16 protein-coding genes are annotated in these 22,742 nt (G+C 69.2%); 4 read left to right on the forward strand and 12 right to left on the reverse strand.

The genetic code is table 11. The features are described from left to right. Positions 1-122 precede the first annotated feature (122 nt). Positions 123-2,612 (forward strand): phosphoenolpyruvate--protein phosphotransferase, encoded by a 2,490-nt coding sequence (gene ptsP, locus D7X96_RS18090; RefSeq protein WP_121770289.1) that lies wholly within the window; start codon positions 123-125, stop codon positions 2,610-2,612. Further along, positions 2,609-3,565, forward strand: a complete 957-nt coding sequence (gene pfkB, locus D7X96_RS18095; protein ID WP_120548881.1) for a 1-phosphofructokinase — start codon at positions 2,609-2,611, stop codon at positions 3,563-3,565. Before ptsP ends, pfkB begins: the two co-directional genes overlap by 4 nt. Here pfkB and D7X96_RS18100 read toward each other — a convergent pair whose 3' ends face one another. Both D7X96_RS18100 and D7X96_RS18105 read right to left on the reverse strand, forming a co-directional pair. Beyond that, positions 3,566-4,783: a GAF domain-containing sensor histidine kinase gene (locus D7X96_RS18100; RefSeq protein ID WP_120548882.1), complete on the reverse strand. Its 1,218-nt coding sequence runs from the start codon at positions 4,781-4,783 to the stop codon at positions 3,566-3,568. 91 nt (positions 4,784-4,874) lie between these two features. Next, entirely contained in the window at positions 4,875-5,330 is a 456-nt protein-coding gene (locus D7X96_RS18105; protein ID WP_121770290.1) for an acyl-CoA thioesterase, read from the reverse strand. A gap of 150 nt (positions 5,331-5,480) precedes the next feature. Between D7X96_RS18105 and D7X96_RS18110 the strand changes: the two genes are divergently transcribed. After that, positions 5,481-7,313 (forward strand): metallophosphoesterase, encoded by a 1,833-nt coding sequence (locus D7X96_RS18110; protein WP_208647336.1) that lies wholly within the window; start codon positions 5,481-5,483, stop codon positions 7,311-7,313. 44 nt (positions 7,314-7,357) lie between these two features. Here the strand turns inward: D7X96_RS18110 and D7X96_RS18115 are convergent, their stop codons facing one another. Both D7X96_RS18115 and D7X96_RS18120 read right to left on the reverse strand, forming a co-directional pair. Then, on the reverse strand, positions 7,358-8,185 hold the full coding sequence (locus tag D7X96_RS18115) for a hypothetical protein (protein ID WP_120548884.1): 828 nt from the start codon (positions 8,183-8,185) through the stop codon (positions 7,358-7,360). A gap of 157 nt (positions 8,186-8,342) precedes the next feature. Then, positions 8,343-9,629, reverse strand: a complete 1,287-nt coding sequence (locus D7X96_RS18120; RefSeq protein WP_120548885.1) for a DUF4032 domain-containing protein — start codon at positions 9,627-9,629, stop codon at positions 8,343-8,345. 79 nt (positions 9,630-9,708) lie between these two features. On the opposite strand from D7X96_RS18120, the gene D7X96_RS18125 reads away from it, so the two are divergent. Then, complete coding sequence (locus D7X96_RS18125; protein ID WP_121770291.1) at positions 9,709-11,373, forward strand: alpha-amylase family glycosyl hydrolase; 1,665 nt, start codon at positions 9,709-9,711, stop codon at positions 11,371-11,373. Here the strand turns inward: D7X96_RS18125 and D7X96_RS18130 are convergent. From D7X96_RS18130 to D7X96_RS18165, 8 genes are all read right to left on the reverse strand, one after another. Next, on the reverse strand, positions 11,370-12,614 hold the full coding sequence (locus tag D7X96_RS18130) for an imm11 family protein (protein ID WP_121770292.1): 1,245 nt from the start codon (positions 12,612-12,614) through the stop codon (positions 11,370-11,372). The genes D7X96_RS18125 and D7X96_RS18130 overlap by 4 nt on opposite strands. A 21-nt stretch (positions 12,615-12,635) precedes the next feature. Further along, entirely contained in the window at positions 12,636-13,934 is a 1,299-nt protein-coding gene (locus D7X96_RS18135; protein ID WP_121770304.1) for an AHH domain-containing protein, read from the reverse strand. Between the two features lie 81 nt (positions 13,935-14,015). Then, positions 14,016-15,053 carry a glucodextranase DOMON-like domain-containing protein gene (locus D7X96_RS18140; protein ID WP_158616226.1) on the reverse strand — a complete coding sequence of 346 codons (1,038 nt, stop codon included), beginning with the start codon at positions 15,051-15,053 and terminating at the stop codon, positions 14,016-14,018. 146 nt (positions 15,054-15,199) lie between these two features. Beyond that, complete coding sequence (locus D7X96_RS18145) at positions 15,200-17,401, reverse strand: hypothetical protein (RefSeq protein ID WP_121770293.1); 2,202 nt, start codon at positions 17,399-17,401, stop codon at positions 15,200-15,202. 143 nt (positions 17,402-17,544) lie between these two features. Next, positions 17,545-18,519: a glucodextranase DOMON-like domain-containing protein gene (locus D7X96_RS18150; RefSeq protein WP_121770294.1), complete on the reverse strand. Its 975-nt coding sequence runs from the start codon at positions 18,517-18,519 to the stop codon at positions 17,545-17,547. 44 nt (positions 18,520-18,563) lie between these two features. After that, positions 18,564-19,451 carry a sugar ABC transporter permease gene (locus tag D7X96_RS18155; protein ID WP_121722852.1) on the reverse strand — a complete coding sequence of 296 codons (888 nt, stop codon included), beginning with the start codon at positions 19,449-19,451 and terminating at the stop codon, positions 18,564-18,566. Between the two features lie 3 nt (positions 19,452-19,454). Then, positions 19,455-21,503 carry a carbohydrate ABC transporter permease gene (locus tag D7X96_RS18160; protein WP_121770295.1) on the reverse strand — a complete coding sequence of 683 codons (2,049 nt, stop codon included), beginning with the start codon at positions 21,501-21,503 and terminating at the stop codon, positions 19,455-19,457. 13 nt (positions 21,504-21,516) lie between these two features. Continuing rightward, positions 21,517-22,740: an extracellular solute-binding protein gene (locus D7X96_RS18165; RefSeq protein WP_121770296.1), complete on the reverse strand. Its 1,224-nt coding sequence runs from the start codon at positions 22,738-22,740 to the stop codon at positions 21,517-21,519. Positions 22,741-22,742 lie beyond the last annotated feature (2 nt).

Below are 22,742 nucleotides of genomic sequence, written 5' to 3' on the forward strand. Positions count from 1 at the left end.
CCGTGGGTTGTTACCCGGAAGACGGGGCTCGGGCAGCCCGCGCGGGCATGGGCGGACACCGGGCAGGATGCACCGTCGTTCCTCCGCGTGAAGCGCTCACGCACCTGAAGCAAGGAGCCCGGATGCTGTCGTTGACGCCATCGCAGGTCCGCCTGGGATGGGCCGCCGCGAACAAGGCGGAGGCCATCCGCCTGGTCGGACAGTTGATGGTGGAGGCCGGCTTCATCTCGCCCGCCTACGTCGACAGCATGCTCAAGCGCGAGCAGGTGTCCGCCACGTTCCTCGGCCACGGCATCGCCATTCCGCACGGCCTGCCGGAGGCGCGCCACCTCGTGCGCCAGACGGGCGTCGTCGTGGTGCAGTTCCCCGCCGGTGTCGTCTGGAGCGAGGACGGCCACGCGCACCTGGTCGTCGGCATCGCGGCCCGGTCCGACGAACACCTCCAGGTGCTCGCCAACCTCACCGGCGTGCTGGACGACGAGGCCCTGGCCCTGGCCCTGGCCTCCACGCTGGATGCGGCCACCATCATCCAGGTGCTCACCAGCGCCGCGCCGGAGACGCCAGCGGAGCCCGAGCCCGGAGGCCCGTCGCTCCGGGTGCTGTCCCCTTCGCCGTACGGTCTGCACGCGCGCCCCGCCACCGTACTGGTGGAGGTGGTGCGCCGCTTCCGCGCGGACGTCACCGTCCACCACGAGGGGCGTCAGGCGAACGCCCGCAGCGTCCTGTCGCTGCTGCGCCTGGGGGCGCGCGCCGGCACGCCCCTGACGCTCACCGCGGCGGGAGCCGACGCGGAGGCGGTGCTCCTCGCGCTGCGCGACGCCTTCGACGCGGGCCTGGGCGAAACGCCCGCGCCCCCGGGCGCGCTGACACCGGAGCCCGAGCCCACCGCCGTGCTCGACTACGAGGGGACGCTGGTCGCGGGCCTGTCCGCGTCGCCGGGCATCGCGGCGGGGCCCGTGTGGACCTTCCAGCGCGAACAGCTGGTGGTGGAGGAGCAGGCCGCCGACGCCGTGCGGGAACACCAGCTGCTGGAGGCAGCCCTCGCCGGAGCGGCGGCGGAGCTGCGCCAGCTGCACGACGGCTTCCTGTTGAAGGCCGGAGCGCAGCGGGCCGCCATCTTCAAGGCGCACCTGGAGCTGCTCGACGACCCGGAGATGTTGATGGAGTCGCATGGCCTCATCGACACCGGCCTGAGCGCGGGCGAGTCCTGGCGCCGCGTCTTCGAGGACCGCGCGCAGGGGCTGGCCGCGCTGGACGCACCGCTGATGGCCGCTCGGGCCGCGGACCTGCTGGACGTGGGCCGGCGCGTGCTGAGGCCCCTGGCCCGGGTGCTGGAGGGCGAGCCCGTCTTCCCGGACCACCCGGTGGTGCTGCTGGCGGAGGACCTGGCGCCGTCGGACACCGCGAAGCTGGACCCCGCCATGGTGCTGGGCCTGTGCACGGCGGGCGGCGGCACCACGTCGCACACGGCCATCATCGCGCGCTCGCTCGATTTGCCGGCGGTGGTGGCGGTGGGGCCTTCGGTGCTGGACCTGCGCGACGGGCAGCACTGCATCCTGGACGGGGACGCGGGCGTGCTCGTCATGGGACCCTCGGAGCGGGACCGGGCGAAGGCCGCGCACCAGCGTGAGCGGATCCACGCCCGGCGCGAGGAGGAGAAGCTGGAGCGCTATCAGCCCGCCATCACGCTGGACGGCCGGCGCGTGGAGGTGGCCGCGAACATCAGCGGGGCGGACGACGCGGCCAAGGCCGTGGAAGCGGGCGGAGAGGGCGTGGGCCTGATGCGCACGGAGTTCCTCTTCCTCAAGCGAGACGAGCCGCCCGGCGAGGAGGAGCAGTTCCAGGCGTACCGCACCATGGTGCGCGAGCTGAACGGCCTGCCGCTCATCCTGCGCACGCTGGACATTGGAGGGGACAAGCACGTGCCCTACCTGTCGCTGCCCGCGGAGGCGAACCCGTTCCTGGGCGTGCGAGGCATCCGGCTGTGCTTCGAACGGGAGGACCTGTTCCGCACGCAGCTGCGCGCCATCCTGCGAGCGTCGAAGGAGGGTCCCATCCGCATCATGTATCCGATGGTCGCGATGCCCGAGGAGCTGGCGAAGGCCCGCGCCATCACCGAGTCCGTGCGCCGCGAGGTGGGCGTGGCTCCGGTGGAGACGGGCATCATGATCGAAGTGCCCTCGGCGGTGATGATGGCGGAGCAGCTGGCGCGGGACGTGTCGTTCTTCTCCATCGGGACCAACGACCTGACGCAGTACGTGCTCGCGATGGACCGGCAGCATCCGGTGCTCGCGCCCAAGGCGGACGGACTGCATCCGGCGGTGTTGCGCATGGTGGACCTCACGGTGAAGGCGGCGAGGAAGGCAGGCATCTGGGTGGGAGCGTGCGGAGGCATCGCGGGAGACCCGAGCGGCGCGGTGGTGCTGTCCGGACTGGGCGTCACGGAGCTGAGCGTGGCCATCCCCAGCATCCCGGCGGTGAAGGCGCTGCTGCGAGGCCTCTCCATGGCGGACGCGGAGGACGTGGCCCGGGCCGCGCTGGAGTGCGGCAACGCGGGCGAGGTCCGCGGCCTGGTGCGAGGCCTGCTGGCGCGAAAGGGAGCCAAGGCGTGAGGCCCACGAAGCCGGGCGTGGTGACGGTGACGTTGAACGCGGCCATCGACCAGACGCTGGAGTGTCCGGGGTTCACGGCGGGCGAGGTGAACCGCGTGGTGGCGGAGACGCGCACGCCCGGAGGCAAGGGCATCAACGTGGCGGCGTTCCTCGCGGGAGGCACCCGGCCCGTGACGGCCGCGGGCTTCCTGGGCGCGGACTCGGCGCCGTTGTTCGAAGCGCTGTTCCACGAGCGGGGCATCCACGACCGGTGTCTGCGGCTGCCGGGCTCCAGCCGGGTGAACATCAAGGTCGTGGACCGCACGAGCAGCGCGGTGACGGACCTGAACCTCCCGGGCCTGAGCATCCCGGAGGAAGCACTGGACGCGCTGACCACGACGCTGGATGCGCTGGCGGAGGAGAACGGCTGCTTCGTGCTGTCAGGCAGCGTGCCCGCGGGAGTGCCCGCGACCCTCTACGCCATGTTGACGGAGCGCCTGCGGGCGAAGGGCGCGCGGGTGGCGGTGGACACGAGCGGAGAACCCCTGCGCCATGCCATCACCGCGAAGCCGGACTTCGTGAAGCCGAACGCACGCGAACTGGAAGCGCTGGTCGGAAGGCCGCTCAAGAACGCGGGCGAAGTGGCGCGAGCCGCCAGGGACCTGCACGCGTCAGGCATCGGGCTGGTGGTGGTGTCGCTGGGAGCGGAGGGCGCCCTGTTCGTCTCCGGCGACGGCGCCTGGCGGGCCCTGCCGCCGCCTGTCGAAGTGGCGAGCACCGTGGGCGCGGGCGACGCGCTGGTGGCGGGAGTGCTGGCGTCGAGGCTGGAGGGCCACGACCTGGAGACCTGCGCCCGGAGGAGCACGGCCTTCGCGGCGGGAAAGCTCGCGAAGGTGGGCCCGGTGCCACCGGCCCCCGAGCGCGTCGCGGAGCTGCTCTGTGCCGTGCGGATGCACCCGCTGGGCACGGGCTGACTAGCAGCCGCGCGGCAGGTGCACCCGGAACGTGGTGCCCGCTTCCTCCGTGGACACCACGTCCACCGCGCCGCCGTGCGCGCGGACGATCTCATTCACGATGAAGAGCCCCAGCCCCACGCTGCGGTGCTCGCTGCCCTCGGTGGTGCCTCGGGTCATCGGCTCGAAGAGCACGGGCAGCAGCGCCGCCGGGATGGGCGCCCCCGGGTTCGACACGGACAGCACCACCTCCCGCTCGTCCCCGCGCGTCTCCACGCGGATGTGCGCGTCCTGCGCGCTGTACTGCACGGCGTTGGTGAGCAGGTTGGTCAACACCTGCGCGATGCGATCCGGATCCCAGGTCCCCCGCCCGCTGCCCTCGCACACCAGGACCAGCGTGCGTTCCGGCGCCGTGAGCCGCACCTCGTCCACCACCTGCTCCGCCAGCTCATGCAGGTTCATGGGCTGGGGCTTCACCGGCAGGGCCATGCCCGTGCGCACGTGGGTGAAGTCCAGCAGGTCGCGGATGAGCCGGTTCGCCCGGTCCGACGAGTCGAGGATGCGCCGCAGCCCCCGCCGGGCCCGGTCATCCAGGTCCGCCCTGCGCATCAGCGTCGCCGCCGCCAGCGAGATGGCGTTGAGGGGGTTTCGCAGGTCGTGGCTGACGATGCCGATCAGCTGCTCGCGCAGCACCGACGCCTCGTGCGCCCCCAGCAGCTGCGAGTCGCGATCCGACAGCGCATCCTCCTGCTCCAGCTGGTGGCCCACCAGGTCACCCAGGTGGCGGAACGTCTCCAGCACGTCCTCGGTGAGGTTCGCTGCCTTCGAGTCCAGCGCGCACATCACGCCGAAGAACTCCCCGTTGCGCCGGTACAGCGGCACCGCGATGTAGCTCTCCACGTTGTACATCTTCGGCGCGGGGTGGTTCCGGAAGCGCGGATCCTCGCTCGCGTGGTTCACGAGCAGCGGCCCCTTCAGGGTCCGCACCGTGTTGCAGAACGTCGTGCTGACGGCCAGCGTGTCTCCGGCCTTCAGCCCGAAGCCCATCTCGTCCAGCACCGCGCAGCACGTCCACGACTCCGGCGTCACGCGCGCCACCACCGCCAGGCGCAGCCCCGTGGTGCGCGTCAGCACCCGCAGCACCGTCTTCACCGCGTCGATGCGGCTCACGGCCTCCACGTCCGCCAGCAGGGGATTGGCGGCACGTAGGTGCGGGTTCGCGGAGAGGAATGGGGACATGAATTGCACCGCTTCAGGTTATGCGCGGCGCAAGGCTCGGCGCTGTTGGACCCTGGAACAAGACAAACGGGCACGGTCCCATACTCCCGGTCTAGACCCGCCCCTCCAGCTTTTCGATGGCAGCCCGCACCGCCGGTGGAACCGGCACCTTCTCATGCGTGGCGTAGCGCAGCGTCACGATGATGGAACCGCCGCGCGTGTAGAGCACGCCGTCGTCCGCGCCCGCGACCGCGTGCTCGAAGGTGATGGAGGAAGTGCCCACGCGCGTGACGCGCGCGCCCGCCACCAGGTTCACGGGGAATACCACCGGCTTGAGGTAGTCCGCGTGCGTGTTCGCCAGGATGGGCCCCACCCCGTCCGCGGACGTCGAGTCCGCGCCCGCGGCGGAGGGGCCCACCAGTCCAACGCGGGCCATGTACGCGATGCGCGCGGACTCGAACCAGGTGAACGTGCGCGCGTTGTTGACGTGTCCGTACGCGTCCATCTCGCTCCAATGCACGGGGAAGGGCACGACGACGGGGAAGTCCTTCAGGGCCGCGTTCGACATGCCCCCAGGGTCGCAGGGACCATCCCGCCAGGGAACGGAAACCACGCCTGCCTGCCCTCCAGGAGTCCCGTACAGGCATGCTAAGCCAGGGGTCCATGGCTCTCCGGTCCACCGCCGCTTCGTCCCCTCTCTCCATCCCGGGTCCTCGCGATGGCCGGTGAGCCCACGCGGCCCGAGGGGGACCGCCGCTACGACCCGCCCGCGCCCTGGGAGGAACAGGGCCCCACGCCCCCGCCGCACCTGGTGCGCGAGCGCGGCAGCGCCACCGCCACCAAGCCCCAGAAGCACGCGGACATGGTGCGCTGGCTCCACCCCGGGCAGGTGCTGCGTACGGGCCTGGACGCGGTGGTGGCCACGGTGTTCGGCGCGCGCGCGGACCACCGGCTCATCGAAGCGGTGGTGCGTCCTCAGCAGCCCTACTTCGACTATTCGCAGGAGACGGGCGCGGACGGCGACTTCTGGCTCGACTACGTCTCCGACATTGGCGACGGCTGGGACTCCACCTACGCGGTGGCGCGTCTGCTGGCGCTGCCGGAGCTCAAGCTGCCGGAGGAGGACGGCAAGACGTCCCACGTCACGCCGCGAGGCCGCGTGCTGGTGTTCGGCGGGGACGAGGTCTACCCCGGCGCCAGCCGTGAGACGTACGAGGAGCGCACGGTGCAGCCCTACGAGGCCGCCATGCGCCGCTCGCAGGCGCCCCACCCGGACCTGTTCGTCATCCCGGGCAACCACGACTGGTACGACGGCCTCTCCGCCTTCATGCGGCTGTTCTGCGCGCAGCGCTGGGTGGCGGGGCGGCGCACGAAGCAGAGCCGCAGCTACTTCGCGCTGAAGCTGCCGAAGAACTGGTGGCTCATCGGCACGGACGTGCAGCTCAACAGCGACATCGACGTGCCGCAGGTGGAGTACTTCCGCCACGTCGCGGAGCAGATGGGCCCCGACGACCGCGTCATCCTCTGCAACGCGGAGCCCGCGTGGGTGCTGGCCGCGGCCGCGCGCAGGGCCAAGGGCAGCTACCTGGAGAACAACCTGGAGTACCTGGAGGAGAAGGTGCTCGGGCGGCGCATCGCCGTCTTCCTCGCGGGAGACCTGCACCACTACCGCCGGCACGAGGACGACACCGGCCAGCACCGCATCACCGCGGGCGGAGGCGGCGCCTTCATGCACCCCACGCACGCGCCCGCCGCACCGGTGCTGCGCGACGGCTCCACGCTGCGCAAGAGCTTCCCGGACGAGTCCACGTCGCGAAAGCTCGCGCGCAAGAACCTGCTGCTCATCCGCTACAGCCCGCTGTTCGGGCTCATCACCGGCCTGTGGTACCTGCTGCTCGCGCTGGCGGCCTACGCGGAGGTGGGCTCGCTGGGCCTCTCCCGCCTGCCGGAGGTGGTGACGGCGGTGGCCAACAGCATGGTCAACCGGCCGTGGACGCTCATCCTCGGCATGGTGACGGTGGGGGGACTCGCGGGGCTGGCGGACGCGGCGCTCGGGAAGTGGCGCGCGCTGCTGGGCAGCCTGCACGGCGTGGCGCACATCGTGGCGGCGTTCTTCGTCGCCTGGGGCGCGACGTACTTCACGGTGAGCCAGCTGGGCGTGTGTCCGGTGCTGACGGCGGATGGCGCGCACTGCGCGGACGGCTGGCTGCACCTGGCGGGCAAGTTCTTCTTCTCCAGCGCGTTCACCTTCGTGGGCGGCTTCCTCGTGGGCCCGTTCATCACCGGCCTGTACCTCTGGCTGTGCGTGAACACCTTCGGCGCGCACTCCAACGAGGCCTTCGGGTCGCTCGCGCTGCCGGACTGGAAGAACTTCCTGCGCATGCGCATCGGGAAGGACGGAGCGCTGACCATCTACCCGGTGGGCATCGAGCGTGTGCCACGCAAGTGGAAGCCCACCGGCGCGGGGCCGCTGTCGCCCGCGTTCGACCCGGACGACCCGGACGCCACCGAGCCGTTCCTCATCGAGCCGCCCATCCGCGTCTGCCGCTGACGCCCTCCCGCCGGGCATGGCGGGAGGACCTCCGGGTCAGCGGGTCAGCGGGACACGGTCTCGTTGGAGAGCGACACCGTCTTCGCCGTGCTCTGCACGACGACCTGGTCGATGCCCTGGGCGCCCTCGCTCGGCACGTCGGAGATGAGCACCAGCTGGTCCCCCACGACGATCTGCGGAGCCGCCTTGGCGGCGTCACCCACGGAGAAGGCGCCGAAGGGCGACTGGAGCGAGAAGTCGAGGTAGGGATACTTGCCGTTGCTGAGCACCCACTCCTCCTGGTTCACGCTGCCGATGCACGGGACCTTGCAGTAGGCGCATCCGATGGGACCGTCCAGACACAGCTTCATGCACGCCTTGTAGGTCAGGGTGGTGCAGCTCTTCTTGCCGAGCCCCGCGACGGACCTGGCGCCCACGGAGCCGCTGGAGATTCCGCTCACGGAGGCCACGAGCTGGCCCTCGCGGAACACCATCGCCGAGTAGGTGGCCGGCTTGCCGTTCGCGTCCACGAAGCTCGCCGCGAACTCCTGCCCTTCAGACGTCTCCGTGACGACCGAGGCGGCGACCACCTTGCCGTCCGAGATGACCGTCTTGACGGTCGTCTCCCGGGCCTCGCCGGAGGGCTCGTGGGCCAGCCCCGCGCTCCAGCCCTTGGCCTGCGCGGTGTCCACGACCACGCCGTCGTTGCCGGACGCGTCAGCGGACTGGACGAGCAGCTCCTTGCCATCCACCACCAGCTTCGCGGCGCCCGTCGCACAGTGCTTCATCCCGGAGAACTGGACACAGTCCTGCGCCTGCGCCTGCGCGAGCGGAAGGGCCAGGACGAACAGCGTGGCGAGGCTGGAGTGGGCAAGACGGCGGAACAGACGCATGGGGGACTCCTGTCAGATCCCGGGGAAAATCCCGGGAAGATGGCCAGCGCCCGCATTCACCCGTCATGCCAATGACTCTCCGCGCAGGATCCCGGTCCCCAGAAGGAATGTGTGGCACTGGCTGTCACAGTCCCTTGGTGTCCTGTGGCGCGAGGGGTTACAGCGCCTTCGGGTCCCGCGCCGCGTCCTCGAGCAGCGGCGCGATGCCGGGCTGCTTGCGGCTGAGGGCCACGTAGTCCTGCACGGCCGCGTCCAGGCCCACGTCGCGCTTCGCGCGCTCGGACAGGAACCACTTGTGCTCCAGCACCTGGCAGTAGAGCTCCGCGGTGTCGGCCGCGCGGCCCAGCTCCTTCTGCAGGCGTGACAGCGTGGGGTGGTAGCGCTCGTCCAGCCAGCGGAACGCGGCCACGCTCAGGGGCACGCTGCGGTCCAGCTTGCGCGTGAGCGTGGCCTTCATCTCCTGCATCTCGTTGAGCAGCAGGCTCGCCTGGCGCTCCTCCGCGACGATGCCGGTGAGCGAGTGCAGCTGGTGCCGGTGGTACTCACGGTCCGTGACGATGGTGCGCATGCGCAGCTGGCTGCCCTGCCCGCTCGCCAGCAGCTCCACCTCGCCCACGGAGAAGCCCAGGTCGTTGAGCGTGCGGATCCGCTCGTGGATGCGGTAGCTCTCGTGCGGCTGGAGGATGAGCTCGCGGTTGATTTCAGCCCACAGCCGCTCGTAGCGCTGGCGGATGCTGGCCGCCGTCTCCTGCCAGGCCTCCAGCTCCTGCGGCAATTCCTCCGCCAGCTCCACGCGAGCGGCCAGGTCCGCCAGGCCTCCGGCGACGTTCTCCTCCATGATTTGGAGGTCCATCTCCCGCTGGCCGGCGGAGAGCTGTTCGTGCAGCTCGGACGTCTCCGCGTCCACCGCGTACGCCTGCAGCTCGCCCGCGTCGCGGCGGAAGAGCACGTTGGACAGCGAGCAGTCGCCCCAGAAGAAGCCGCCCAGGTGCAGCCGCACCAGCAGGCCCGCCATCGCGTCCAACAGCCGGGACCGGTAGCGCTCCAGGCCCTGGTGCATGAACAGCGCGCGGTACGGCAGCGACGACGCGAGATACTGCGTGATCAGCAGTCCGGGCCTGTCCCCGGGCGCGGAGTCCGTCCCCTCCTCCGTCTGGACGGCGATGCCCACGGGGCACACCGACGGCAGCCGGCGGTCCTCCAGGCCGCGCAGGAGGTCGTACTCGCGCTGCGCCACGCGCGCGGGGGTCTCCTTGAAGGCGTAGATGGTGGCGCCATAGCTGACGAAGACCACGACGTGCCGGGACAGGCCGCGCGGCACCTCCACCACGCGCGGTGAACGCTCGGTCCACGCCTCCAGCGGCAGCTCCCAGGGAAGGTCGAGGAAGTCCGGGTGCCCCTGCCGGATATGCAGGGAATGAAGACGGCGCGCGGGGTGAGACATGTTGGCCCCAAGCCTACTCGCGTGGCATCCGGGCCGCCCGCTGGCCCGCGTGGAACGTTCGCTGTTAGAGGAAGAAGCCATGCGCCCCCTCCGTGGACTCTCCCTCTGCGGCGCGGCCCTGCTGTGGGCCTGCGCCGGTTCCTCGCCCTCCCCCACGCCGACCCCGAGTGGCACTGGAAACATCACGCTCGCCGCGCCCGCGGGGGACGGGTGGTACCGGGGCGCGGTGTTCTACGAGGTGTTCGTCCGCAGCTTCCAGGACTCCAACGGCGACGGCGTGGGAGACCTGCCGGGGCTCATCTCGCGGCTGGACTACCTGAACGACGGCAACCCGGCGACGACGGACGACCTGGGCGTGGACGCGCTGTGGCTGATGCCGGTGTTCGCGTCACCCAGCTACCACGGTTACGACGTGACGGATTACGAGCGCATCCAGTCCGCCTACGGCTCGCTGGAGGACCTGCAGCGGTTGTGTGACGAAGCGCACCGCCGGGGCATGCGCGTCATCCTGGACTTCGTCATCAACCACACCAGCTCGCAGCATCCGTGGTTCGTGGACTCGGCGTCGTCGGCGCAGTCGCCGAAGCGGGATTGGTATCAGTGGCGCGGGAACAACCCGGGCTGGGCGCAGCCGTGGGACATGTACTCGCAGACCAACACGTGGCACCCGCAGGACAGCGGCTGGTACTACGGCGCGTTCTGGGGCGGCATGCCGGACCTGAACCTCCAGACGCCCGCGGTGCGTGAAGAGGTGAAGCGCCTGGCGACGCTGTGGCTCCAGCGCGGCGTGGACGGCTTCCGGCTGGACGCCGCGCGCTACCTCATCGAGACGGGCAGCGGCGCGGGCCAGGCGGACACGCCGGAGACGCACGCCTTCTGGAGGGAGTTCGCCGCGCACGTGCGTTCGGTGAAGCCGGACGCGGTGCTGGTGGGCGAGGCCTGGAGCGAGACGCCGTCGGTGGCCAAGTACTACGGCTCCACGGCGACGGTGCCGGGCGGGGACGAGCTGCCGCTCAACTTCAACTTCCCCATGTCCGCGCGGGTGCTGGAGGCCATCACCTCCGGCAACAGCGGCGGCGTGGCGGCGAAGCTGTTGGAGATGAAGAACCAGTACCCGGCTGGAGTGGCGGACGCGCCCTTCCTCACCAACCACGACCAGGTGCGGCTGGCGACGCAGTTCGCCAACGACGGAGCGAAGCTGGGGCTGGCGGCGGCGGTGCTGCTGACATTGCCGGGGGCGCCGTTCCTCTACTACGGCGAGGAGGTGGGCCTGGGGAACGGCAACGCCAACAACGACGAGTCCAAGCGCACGCCGATGCCCTGGAGCGCGGCCGCGGGCGGAGGCTTCACGACGGGTTCCCCGTGGTACGCGTTCTCCAGCGGCCGGGAGACAGCGAACGTGGAGGCGCAGCGGCGCAACCCGGGTTCGCTCCTGTCGCGTTACCGGAACCTCATCCACGCGCGCCAGGGTTCGGAGGCGCTGCGCAACGGAGGCCTGCGGCTCTTCACGCCAACGACGGGAGTCTCACGCACGCTGGCGTTCGTGAGGACGCTGGACGACGAGCAGGTGCTGGTGGTCCACAACTTCTCCACCGCGCAGGAGTCCGTGGGGCCGTTCAACGTGGAGGCCACGACGGCGGAGCCGCTGTTCCTGGACAACGGAGTGGCGCCGCTCACTGGAGCCACGGGAGCGTGGAAGACGAGCATCCCCGGGCGCTCCACGGGCATCTGGCGGCTGCGCTAGCTGACGACGGGCTGGCGCCACGAACGGGAGAGGTGGCCCTCTCCCGCGGCCTTGAAGTGGCGGATGAGCTCCGCCGCCGCGCCCCTGCCCTGACGGAGCAGCCACGTCAGCTCCGCGGGCATCAGCACCTTCACGGTGAGGAGCCGGACCTCGCCACCCGGAAGCGTGAAGCGCGAGGGCAGTGAGTCCGTCTCCATGCCGATGAGCACGGCCACACGGCCCTCGGAGGTGACGAGGGTTTCGGGCATGCCCACGCCGTCCACCTCCATGGACAGCGTGCCGTTGGCCAGGGTGACACGGAGCTTCTCGAACTCAGCGACCTCGTAGGCAACGCGTTCGAGCAGGTGCACCGGCCAGCTCTTCCACACCTCCCCCAGTGGCTCCGGGGTCTCGATGGCGAGTTCGAGTCCGAAGCCCGCGGTGGGCCGGTCCAGGACGTCGGAGAAGGGATCGGACAGCCCATCGGTCACGATGAGCATGTGGCCGTCAGGACGGCGTATGGCGATCCAGTGCTGGCTCTTGGCGGGCCATGGGCCGCCCACGACGGGAGGGATGTAGAAGTCGTCAGACAGGGTGCCGAGCCCGCGCCACACGGCCGCACGGGCATAGCGAGCCTGGTTCCACAACTCGCCACGCCTCTTCGTTTCCGCGCGGCGAACCGGATCGAAAGTTGGTGGGCCCGTGACCGCTTCGAACACCGCGCCCGTGATGCCCGCGCGCTCCATCGCGTCCTTGATGTCCTCTGAGACGATGAGTGAGACCTCCCACTCCGAAGGGCGAAACACCTTGGCGCCACCCACCTTCGATGGGTCAATGCGCATTCCAGAGATGAAGCTGAGAGTGCCAACCTTCTCCGGAATCCCGTCCTCTTCGGTCCAATACGCCACTTCCGACGACTCCTCGGCGTCGACACATGGAATGGCGCGGATGGCATTGAGGATGAAGTATGGCCCTACGCAGGAATCGACTTCGACGGGAATCAACTCCACATCATTTGGGGCCAACTCCTGGAAAAGAGCCGCTAGCTTCGCATTGACGACCGGGGTGCTGAACGCCGCGTGAGAGTAGTCACGGGCTTCTCCCTTCACGTCCACCGGGAATCTGACCTGCCCCTTGAAGTGGGCAGGCACGCCCACTCTGAATTGCCAGGGGTCGTCGAGTTCCTGACCTTGAGCATCAAGGGGGTGCCCCAGGAACCAGATTCCCTCTGCGACCTGATCTGAAAGCTCGAAGTATCTCATCGCCGCGGTGAAGCTCCTGAATCACTCAATACCGGTGACCCATCGATTCAGGTCAGTACCTTGCTCGCTGATCATCCTCGCGAGATTTCGCAACTCTCTCGTCAACACAGTCCTGCACTCTTGCATGGACCTGCATTGCCCCGTCGCTCTATCCAGAACAGCAAATATCTTCCTGTGGTACGCCTCCGGATGCGGCCCCTTATGCCCTGGCACGCGGACCTTGTTTGCGGGGTCGTCGAGCGACATCCCAGCCTTGTCGAAGATCTTCTGGAACTGCGGTGACCACGGGCCACCGCGATTCGTGGCGTTCCAGAACTTGTTGGACGCGATGTGGTGCTCAGGCCCATCCACATCCGCGCCACTCGCGACAGGCCCCTTGTCTTCCCGCGCGGACATCGCCACCGCGTTCGGCGCCAGCACCAACGTGACGACCCCCTCGGAGGACACGGCCGCGGACTCCACCTGCGCCGCCGCGGCCAGCCGGAAGCCGCCCATCTCCGCGGCCACCAGCGAGGCCTGCCCTGAACCCGGGAGCGTCGCGACCTTCGCGGCGAACGTCTCCGCCGTGCTCCCCACCGCCGCCAGCGCCAGCATCACGAACGCCCGCGCGGCGTTCTTCCCCATCACCTCGCCGTACTCCTCCCCTGCATCACGAAGCTCATCGAACGTCCGGGCCACCCGGGCCTGTTCGGACAACTCAATCCACCCCTGGATGAGGTTCCACACCGTGTCGATGCCCAGATAGGCGATGAGCACCACCGTCATCGTCGCCGCGAGGCCCTTCGACACAGGCTCCGGCAGCAACCACAGCGCCAGATACACGGTGCCCGTCGCGACAATCGTGGTGAGCACCGCGCGCCGGTCCGTCATCCCCACCAGCGCTTCCGACGTCTCGTCCCACACCGAGTCCAACGCGATGGCGAACGCCAGAGAACGCCGTCCGTCCTCATCCAGCGTGGGACCGTGATCCAACAGTTGAAGACAGTCCCCCGGCGTCTGCTTGCGCTGGCACCACCGGCCATAGGCGCTCGCCAGGTCATCCCCCAGCAACCGGGCCCGAGCAGGCTCCTCCACGGAGACCAGCCCCAGCCGCCCGCGCACATGCGCGTAAGCCCCCATGGAGCCCGGCGACGCAGCCAGCGTCCGCACCGCCTCCTGGAACGTGTCCTCGCCCAACTCCACGGGCGCGACCTCCGCCCGAGGCACATGGACGACCGGAGCCTCCCGCCCCGTCTTCAGCCGGACGCCACGCGTCGCTGAACACCCCGTGCCCAGCAACAGCAGCAGCACCGCGACCACCCAGCTCGGACACGAGGACATGGATGCCTCCAAGGCCTCCATCCTCGACCGCGCGGACTCACCTCAACCAGGACCTCCCACGCACAACGCGGGAGCCAACCGTCACGGGGCGGGCGACGAAGGACCCACGCTCCCCGCGTCCGGCATGTCCTCGGGCACCCCGGCATCCTCCACCGGAGCCACGGTCTTCCCCGAAGGCACCACCACACTCCACCCAGGCCGCGTGGGCCCCAGGATCTCTTCCTGCGTCGTGCCCGGTGCCACCAGCAGGTCCACCACCGGCGACTGCGACGGGTCTCCCTTGCGCCCGCCACCGAAGCGGTCGTTGACCGGCTCGCCGGGCATGATGCCCATCGCCATCAACCGCGGGTTCGCGTTCGTGTCCCCACCAAACATCCCGCCCAGCGCCACGCGCCGCTCCAGGGTCGCGCCCGTCACCGCCACGCCATAGCCCCAGTCCGCGCTCGCGTGTCCGCCCAGGAAGCGGTCCGGCACCAGGAAGCTCACGGTGCGGCCGCTCACCTGGATGATGGTGGGGAAGAACACGCGCGCCTCCAGCTCCTGCTCCGTGGCCGCGTTCAGCTCCGACTCCACCTTGCCGCCAATGCCTCCCGACTTCTTCTCGTACGCGTCCAGGGCCGCCTGCCGCCAGCTCTTGCGCAGCGCCTCGCGCGCCTCATAGGGGCGCGGCGTCAGCACCACCGCCTTCTCCCACCCTGAATCCGCCGCCAGCGTGAGCCCCCGCCCCGGCAGCGTGTCCGTGCGCCCGGAGCCGGGCTTCCGGTCCTGATCCACGTACAGGTCCACGTTGAACGTGTAGAAGCCGTGCCGCGCGCGCTCCGCGATCGTCGCCCCCTCCAGGTCCACCGACTGCGCGCGCGACGGCCTCGTGATGGGGTGCGCGAACGTCACCTCGAACCGCGTCGCCTGGTCGTCCGCGAACGCCGCCACCGCCACCACGTCCAGGTCCCCGCGCCCCAGGTCCGTGCGGCGCGGATACACCAGCTCGCCGTCGCCGTGGTCATCCCCCACCGGATCCGTCAGCCGGAACAGCAGCGCGTCCTCGCGCGTCTTTCCGCCGGAACACGCGGCCAGGGAGGAAGCGAGCAGGAGCGCGGACACGCGGGAACGCACGAACATGGAAGGGCACCTCATGCACGAAGGGACGGCCCGTCCAGGTGTACCGCGCGGTGCCCCAAACGCAAGGAGCCCGGAGTGCCTTCACAGGCGCCCCGGGCTCCTCTCGCATCAACCGCAGGCCCCGCCGCGAGCAGGGCGCGCGGTGACTAGAACTGCGCCTTCATGAACGCCTTGACGCGCATGTGGTCGAAGTTGCGCTCCTCCAGGCTGTTCCAACCCTTGTTGCGGTTGATGAATCCGCGCGAACCCACCGCCACGCCGTGGTCGGCCGCGATGGTCTCATCCGCGTACTGCACCACGAAGCCGTCGCCGAAGTCCGGACGGAACGTGCCGAACGCGTACTGGCCCTCCAGGCCGAACTCCACGCCGGACAGGATGTAGCGCGCCTTCACCAGCACCTGGTTCTTGTTGTGCTTACCGGACGCCATCTCGTGGTTGTTGTATGCCTGGAACGCCGTGTTGCCATCCAGCAGGTCCGCGAAGAACTTGGAGTAGCTGGCGGACACGTACAGGTCGTCCGTGAACTGGTAGCCCGCGCCAGCCGTGAACGTCGTGTAGTCCAGCAGGCGGTCGTCGTCCGCGATGTTGTCGAACGGCTTGAACTCGTAGCCCGTGTCACCCTGGCTGTTCGTGATGACGTCCGGGTTGCGGTAGAGGCCGGACGTGCTGTTGCCGGGGCTGTACTCGTTGATGAGCGAGTTGTCGCACGCCGCCGCGCCACCCGGGCACGCACCCGCCTGGTAGGGCAGGAAGCGCGGGTCGTTCAGGCGCTTGTCCGACTCGTGGATGTACTTGAACTTGCCGAACACATCGATGCCCTTCAGCACGTCCACCACGTACTTGGCGCGCAGCGCGACCAGGTGCGTCCGCTTGTCCTGGAAGGGCTGGTAGGCCGTGCGGAAGTTGTGGCCCACGCCGGAGTCCAGCTCCGTGCCCGGGTACTGGCTGTTGTTCAGCGACTCGCGGTCGTTGCCGTACGCCTGCCAGTTGGTGTTGTACGTGATGAACGAGTACTCACCACCCAGCTCCAGCGCGCCGTTCGTGTAGACCGGGTTCGCCGTCACGCCCTTCCAACCGATGGCCGTCTCCGCCATGGGCTCGTCGAAGTCCGTGAAGTCGTTGTCCACGTTGATGGTCGCGACCTGCTGGGCCTCGCTCGTCCAGCCGCCGTAACCGATGCGGGTGGGGTTGCCCTTGTAGATGCCGTAGGACGCGTTGGACGGGCCCGGGAACGCGAAGCTGCCGTCGTGGCCTTCCGTGAGCAGCACGTCCGCCTCCCGGCGGCTGGCCATCACGGCCACGTAGTCCGCGCCGATGCTGAACAGCTGGAAGTTGAATGACAGGCCCACGTCCAGCGGGTCGTTGAGGGACGCGTTCAGCATGTACGTCTGGTCCGTGTGGTGACCGGCCAGCACCGCGCTGTAGCCACCGATGCCGCCGAAGTTCGCCGGCGACAGCACGGGGTCCGCGTTGGAGTACGACGTGTACACGGCGCCGCGCACGTCCAGCCACGAGCCCATGTGCAGGCCCGCCTTCAGGCCGCCCACGCCGTTGCGGTAGCGCGGGGTCAGGTCACGGCCGTCGTCGAGGTTCGTGTCCTCCGGGTTGATCTCCTGGTCGTTGGCGTACTGGAAGATGCCGCCCACGTCGAAGAGCTCGTTCGGGGTGAACTTCGCCTGGAAGCCGTACGCCGCGTCACGCGCGTGGAAGGCGCCCGTGCTGAAGTTCGGGCCCGCCCACAAGCGGGGCAGCGAGATGCGCGCCGCGTCCCACGTGAGCTTCCGGTCGAAGTTGGAGCCCTGCAGCATGATGGCCGCCGCGTTGTCGCGGTCGATGTAACGGACGCGGCCGATGACGAACGGGTCGAACTGGCCCAGGTCCGTCGCGCCGATGAGCGCCGAGTCGATGAGGTAGCCCGGACGCAGCGTCACGGACATGCCACGCAGCTTGATGTACTGGTTGGAGCGCGGGTCGAACTCGCCGCAGTCGCCCGCGGTGCAGTTCGTCGGCGGGTTGCGGCCGCCGAAGCCGCCGAAGTTCGTCCAGAAGTTCTGGTTGAAGCGGCTGTGGATGCGGCCGTTGACCTCCACCTGCGGGGAGATCTTCGCGTTCAGCAACAGCTCCAGCTCCGTGCCGATGCCGTTGTCGCCGTAGCCTTCACCGGGCACCGTGGTGAAGTTGTACATCGCGCCCTGGTCGCGCTGCGTGCCCCAGAGGTACTTCGTATAGGTCGTGCCGCCAATGGTGAGCTTGGGGCCGCTGTCCTGCGCCATGGCCGCCCCGGGAATGAGGCCGACCGCAACGGTGAGCGCACACGCTCCCCGCACCACGTTCTTGCGATTCTTCATGATGTCCGGAAAACCCTTTTCAGAAAGCCTTTGAATCAGAGGGGGGTCATCCCCTCTCCCGGGCCGCCGCGGGGTCACCACGGCAGCCCTCCCCGTGTTGCATCAAACCTTGAAACGGACTGTTTTGAACAGTCCGCCACCCACTACTTCGTGGGCGTGGCCGTCGTCGGCGCCGGAGCGACCGTCGTTCCAGCCGGAGCGGCCGGCGTGGGCGCCGGAGCCGGGGCCGGAGGAGCCGCCGGGGCAGCCGGAGCGGCCGGAGCCTGGGCCGGGGCCGCCGCCGCGCCACCCTGCGCCGCCGGGCGCTTCTCGCCGGAGACCATCTTCAGCGTGGCCTTCTTCGTGGCGGAACCGTCACCCGCGCACTCGTAGGCCAGCATGTCGTACTGAGCCTTGATTTCAGAGCTGTCGCCCTTGCCCTGACCCGCGAGCACGTCGATGACGTGCGGATCGCAGTTGAAGTCGGAGCCGCCGCCGAAGCGGTGCTGGCCCTCGTACTCGTTGACGCGGCGGGTGAGCAGGTCGTTGTCCGCGGGGAAGCCCTCGTTGGACTGCATCACGACCTGGTAGCCCCAGGTGGAGGGGTTACCGGCGCCCAGGTCCGCGTTCATGACCGTGGCGGTGATCTTGTTGCCGGAGGCGCGCACCTTGGTGGGCACCACGACGGCGCCCTTCATGGCGCCGGCCTTGTTGTTGGCCTCCGCGCGCACGCGGGAGGAGCCCTGCGGCGAGATGATGATGACCTTGTCCCACGCGTCTTCCGGCGCGAAGGAGACGTTCAGGCCCGGGGGGCTGTCCGTGAAGCCGCTGCCGGCCTTGTGGTCCGTGTCGATGAAGATGAAGACCTCCTGCACGGAGAAGCCGTCCGCCATCTTCCAGGGGTTCTCCAGCGAGGCCTTCAGCTGGATCTCCACGTCCGTCTTGTTGCCGCCCTGGTCCAGCTTGAAGCCGGTCAGGTCGAACGAGCCCGGCTTGTACACGGGGTCCGTCGGGTAGGTGTACTTGCCGGGGCCCTTGTCGTCGCCGGTGGGGTCCTTGAACGACACCTTCTCGGCCAGGGCCGGCGCCGCGGACAGCGAGGCGGCCAGGGTGAGGACTGCAATGCGGGGGTTGATCATGGGGGTGTTTGCTCCTTGCAACGACAGACGAAAAGGACTGCGGACTAACCCTTCACGCCACCGGCGGTGAGCCCGGAGACGAGGTACTTCTGCAAAAAGAGGAAGAGGAACACGACGGGCACGGACACGATGATGGAGCCGGCCGCGAAGTAGCCCCACTGCTGGCTGAAGCCGCCCACGAAGAAGCGCAGGCCCACCGGCGCCGTGTACATGGCTTCCTGGTCCATGAACGTCGCCGCGAGGATGAACTCGTTCCACGCCGTCATGAAGCTGAACAGCGCCGTCACCGCCACCGCGGGCTTGGCCAGAGGCAGGATGATGCTCCAGAAGATGCGCCCCGGAGACGCGCCGTCCATCAGCGCCGCCTCCTCCAGGTCCTTGGGGATGGTGTCGAAGTAGCCCTTGAGCATCCACACGCTGAACGGGATGGACGTGGTGGCATACACGATGATGAGGCCCAGCCGGCTGCTGCCCAGGCCCAGCCACTGCACCAGGATGATGTAGAGCGGGATGAGCATCAGCGTGCCCGGGAACATCTGGGACACGAGGAACGCCATCATGCCCGCGCGCTGGCCGGGGAACTTGAAGCGGCTGAAGGCATACGCCGCCGTGCACGCCATGAAGACGCCCAGCACCGTGGTGCCAATGGCCACGATGGCGCTGTTGAGCATCCACTTCGCGAACGGCTGGTCGGACATCACCGACACGAAGTTGGAGACGCTGAAGGACTCTGGCCACGGCGTCACCGCGCGCAGCCGGTCCCAGAAGGTGGGGTTCTCCGGCAGCGTGGCGATGGCCAGGCTCTGCTTGCCGGAGAAGGCCAGGCTCACCACCCAGAGGATGGGGTAGATGGTGAAGAGGGTGAAGGCAATCAGCACCGCGTGCAGCGGCAGGTGGGGGATGCCTTCACGACGTTCGGAGAAGAGCGCCATGGGTTACGCGGCCTCCGTGGCGCGGCTCATGCGGTTCTGCACCATGCTGTAGATGAGCAGGATGCCGAAGATGACGGTGGAGTACGCCGCCGCGTAGCCGTGGCGGTAGCGCTCGAAGGCGAACTTGTACGCCTGGGTGACCAGGATTTCGGTGGAGCCGCCCGGGTCGCCGCCCGTCACCAGGAAGATGATGTTGAACATGTTGAAGGTCCACACCACCGACAGGATGACCGCCGGCACCAGCGCGGGCTTCAGCGCGGGCAACGTGATGGCGGTGAACTGCTGCCACCGGTTGGCGCCGTCCACGCGCGCCGCTTCGTAGAGCTCACCCGGGATGGACTGGAGCGCGCCCAGCGACACCACCATCATGAACGGGAAGGACAGCCAGCCGTTGGTGGCCAGCGCCGTGAAGAACGACGTGAGCGGTGAGTCGAACCACGCCAGGCCCTCCCCACCGAACATCCGGATGACGTGGTTCACCACGCCGAACTGCTGGTGGAACATGCCCTTCCAGATGAGCGCGGTGATGTAGTTGGGCATGGCCCACGGCAGGATGAGCAGCACGCGGTACACCGGCCGCATCTTCAGATTCGGCACGTTGAGCGCCAGCGCCAGCAGCAGGCCCACCGTCACGCCGATGGTCACGTTGGTGACCGTCCACACGATGGTGAAGAGCAGCGTGTAATAGAAGTTCAGGTAGTTGAAGACCAGCGTTCCGTCCGCCGCCGTCTTCGCGAAGCTGAAGTCGCCCAGGATGTCCACGTAGTTGCGGAAGCCCACCCACAACTCCGACAGCGGCTGGCTGCTGTTGTAGAGGTTGGCGTCCGTGAACGACAGCGTGATGCCGTAGGCAAAGGGGAAGAACACCAGCACCACCATGCCCAGCATGGCGGGCAGGATGTATGCGTACGCCTGCCGGTGCTCCACCGCCGTGGCCGCCGCGCGGTGCAGCGCGCCCAGGCCAATGAACAGCAGCACCGCCAGCCCCAGCACGCCCAGCGCGCCCAGCGCCTTCGTCGCGTTGCCGCGCACCTGCGCGCCCGCCGCCGCCAGCTTGGCCGCGTCCGGCGCACCGGACTCCGTCAGCCGGCCCAGCGGGCGGCGCATGGCGTCCGCGTCCCACGCGCCGGGCTTCAGCGCGGGTTCGGCATTGAGGTTGTTGGCGGAGATCAGCGCCTGCGCCTTCTCACCGCGCGTGCGCAGCTCCGCGCTGACCGCGTCCTCCGTCTCGCGCAGCTCCGCGTCCAGCGCGCGCAGCGAGTAGACGGTGTAGCTGCCCAGCCCCACCAGGAACAGCACCGCCGCCACCGCCACGCGCACGCCCTGGCGCGACAGCGCGAACACCGCCGCCGCGCACGCCGCCAGCGGCAGGAGGAACGCCAGCAGCACCGGCGTCCACGAAGGCGTCTCGCCCTTCACCACCACCGGGGTGCGGGACTCCACGGAGCCCACCACCTGCCCGTCCACCTCCACCGGCGCGGACAGCAGGCGCGTGGCGCCGTTGTCCAGCAGCTCGGACTCCACCTCCGGCTTGCGCGCGCTGCCCTCCTCGCGGTTCGTCTCCACCGCGGCGCGCAGGCGCTGGCCGCGGTCGTACAGCGGCTTCTCCTCGCGCGACAGCCGGCGCGGCGCCGCCTTGTCCCCGGTGTCCTCCGGGAAGGTGGACGCCTCCAGCTTGATGCCGCTGAAGGCGATGACGCGCACGGAGCTGCCCGGCACGCCGGGCCAACCCGCCACCACGGCCTTCACGCCGTCGCCCGTGCCGCCCGCGCGCTGCACCAGGTCCGCCAGCCCCAACAGGGACACGGTGGCCGTGCGCTGCTCACGCTCCGCCGCGCGCTCCTGGTTGGCGCGCGCGAGCAGGCCGTGCGCCAGGAACAGGGACACGCCCAGGGCCAGGCCAAGCCCCACCAGCACGCGCCCCCGGTATCCGCCCGCACGGCCAGCGGACCCCGGAGTCGAAGGGTCCGGCGCTGTACCGCTCGGGGAGACGCGGGCCGGCGTGGGGGCGCCGGCCGCGGAAGGGGGCTGCTGGGGGGCGTTCTGGCTCACTTCAGCTCCTCACTTACTTCTTGCGCAGGCCGGCGACGTCCTTCGCCACGCTCTTCTGGGCCGCGTCCAGGGCCGCCTTGGGGGTGGCGGTGTTCTTGAACACGGTGTTCATCGCGCTGGTGGCGGGGGTCCAGACCATGGACATCTCCGGCAGGTTGGGCATGGGCACCGCCACGTCCACCTGGTCCTTCATCGCCTTGAGCAGCGGATCCGCGGACACCTTCGCGTCCTGGTACACCGCCTGGTTCGCGGGGCTCTGGCGGCCCTCCAGGGCCAGCGTCTTGCCGGGGCCCGCGTCGGTGAGGAACTTCGCGAAGTCGTACGCCGCTTCCTTGTTCTTCGACGGGGCGGCCACGTACACGCCCTCCACCGTCATCCAGGGCTTCATCGGCGTGCCCTTGTTCTCATCCAGCGTGGGCAGCCGGGCCAGGCCGTACTCCACGTTCTTGGCCACCTCGCCCAGGAACCACGGGCCGGAGAACACCATCGCGGCCTTGCCCTCGTTGAAGAGCGAGGTGATGAGCGCGCTGGACGGCTCCGCGGGGAGGATGCCGTCCTTGTTCTTCCACTTGAGGACCTGCTCCACCGACTTCACGTTGGCGGGCGAGTTCATCGTGGGGGCGTTCTTCGCGTCGAACACGCCGCCGCCAAAGCCGTTCATCACCGCCGCGTGGTAGTAGAAGTCGTTGTACGCGTAGGCCAGACCGAAGCGGCCCGCCTTCGCGTCGGTGAGCTTCTTGGCCATCGTCACCATCTCGCCGGACGTCTTGGGCGGCGTGGGGACCAGCTTCTTGTTGTAGATGAGCGTGATGACCTTGTAGTTCAGCGGCAGGCCGTACGCCGTCCCGCGGTAGGTCATCGCCTCCATCGTCGTGGGGATGAAGCGCTTCTTCGTCGCGTCATCCAGGAAGAAGTCGATGGGCTCCACCGTGTTGCCCGCTTCAATCCAGCCGCCCAGGCGGTCCTGCGCGAAGATGAAGAGGTCCGGCCCCTTGCCGCGCGGCACGGTGGCGGAGATCTTGTCCGCGTAGGCGTCGTACGGCACCGCCAGCGTGGTGACCTTCACCTTGCCTTCGTTGGCCTTGTTGTACTCGGCGACCACCTTCTCCAGCGCGGCCTTCTCCTCCGCGCGGTAGGCGTGCCAGAGCACCAGCTCCGTGGCGGCGAAGGACGGGACGGGCAACAGGCCGACTGCGCACAGACAGAAGGCCGCGAGCAACGTTCGCAGGTGCGTCATTG

The organism is Corallococcus interemptor (assembly GCF_003668875.1).
Classification (GTDB): domain Bacteria; phylum Myxococcota; class Myxococcia; order Myxococcales; family Myxococcaceae; genus Corallococcus; species Corallococcus interemptor.